Source organism: Candidatus Protochlamydia sp. R18 (assembly GCF_000648255.1).
GTDB lineage: Bacteria > Chlamydiota > Chlamydiia > Chlamydiales > Parachlamydiaceae > Protochlamydia > Protochlamydia amoebophila.
The window spans coordinates 1-1,649 of the sequence record NZ_BASL01000746.1 but is presented as its reverse complement, the minus strand read 5'-3'; the positions used below and the strand labels follow the sequence as shown (position 1 = coordinate 1,649).

The 1,649-nt window shown below is 29.8% G+C and carries 2 pseudogenes; one reads left to right on the top strand and one right to left on the bottom strand.

Annotation, left to right across the window (positions count from 1 at the left end):
- Positions 1 to 199, bottom strand: a pseudogene (locus tag TY19_RS19635) (hypothetical protein); the annotation flags it as partial.
- Between the two features lie 1,044 nt (positions 200 to 1,243).
- Between TY19_RS19635 and TY19_RS08965 the strand changes: the two are divergent.
- Positions 1,244 to 1,649 (top strand): annotated as a pseudogene (locus TY19_RS08965) (IS982-like element ISPasp2 family transposase); the annotation flags it as partial.

The window sequence follows — 1,649 nt, the reverse complement described above, 5'->3', positions numbered from 1 at the left end:
AAATTTCTCTCCATTGAGACTGAAGCTGCTCTTTTTCGAGATAATTAAAGAATAAGTTGAGGAAGCTCTGAAAAATTGTTTTACACAGCAAACCAATTCGTTCAGAAAATTTTAAATAATTGTTCGATCGAAAATAAGAATGGGTATCTGCGTTAACGAGGAGATTACTAGGTTTAACACTTGGATTATGAATATTCAAAATTACCTTCCAAAGTAGTTAAATAATTTTTAAATTATATAGATTTTTGAATAATATAATATATAAATAAATATCATTGCAATAGTAATGAAATGAAATATGTAGTTAAATAGAAAATATCTTTATCAATTGGAAATTCTTAAAGGATAATTAGAATCTGATAAAGTTTAAAAACAAAATCTTTAAACTTTAATAGGAAACATTACCCAAGCCTGCTTCAGATTAATTGTAGAGAAAGTGTTTTTGTAAAAGCAATATAGGTAGGTTGAATTTCTTAAAATTGAGGATAATTAATCAGTGCGGTAAAGCAACCCAGGAAAGCGTGATCGAAGAAAAAATTTTCTTGCTCAAAAGTTGGTTCTGATATTATTGCTTCGTTTTGTTATCAAGAAACATGCAACACAGGTTTGTTGAATCTATACTTATCAATGAAAGTGCTGGCTTAAATACGACATGAGAAGATTTACGCAAGGAAAAAGCTGAACTTGAAAATCAAAAGAAAGCGCAACAAGAAGAAATAAATAATATCAACTTATGGATTAAATGAGGCTATCGCTTTAGACAGACAAACCCAAAAGTTACTTTTATGCTTCTCTTTATACAATTCATAAAAGATAATCGAGCGCCTCTTTGTAACTTTCAAAAAATTAATAAAGTAACAGAGGTAAAGACATTTTTCTCAATACATCCAAGATCCTTCTGGCTTTGTTAGAGTTGTTGCGATGAAAAAAGACATTACCGACGAAAAAAAAGCAGAGCCTAACAGTTGCTATCGCTAGCAGCAATAGAACACTAAAATTCAATACGTTTAGCAAATACTCACTATTTTTATCGATCAACTAAATTAACTAGTTGGTTGATAAACTTCCCAATTATGTTCGTATTAAGCCCATTTATTGAAATTGTTATCATATTAACCTGAACTTTGGGTTTAGGTGTTTAGGCTTAAACAAGATACATAAAATTTGAATGACAAAAGACCTCAACATGATTTAAAACATTTGTTTTCCCAAACTAATGTTTAATATGACAAGAGAGGTCAAAATGGATTTAATCAAATTATATTGTAGTGTAGATGATTTTTGGAAGTCTTTTGAGCAGAAATGGAATAAACAGTTAATTGATCATGGCAAAACAAAGCGAGGACCTCAACCTGAATGATCGATACCAGAGATGATGACAATTGTCATTTTATTTCATCAATCAAATTATCGAACATTTAAGCACTTTTATGGGTATGTTACCAAATACTTAGTTAAAGAATTTCCAAACTTAATTAGTTATAGCCGCTTTGTTTATTTAAAGAAGAACCTTTTTGTGCCTCTATTTGCTTATCTTTTGGACAAAAGAGGAGAAATTACAGGAATTGCTTTTATTGATTCTACGTCGATAGATGTTTGCCACAATAAACGCATAAAAAGAAACAAGGTCTTTAAAGGTTTAGCAAAGA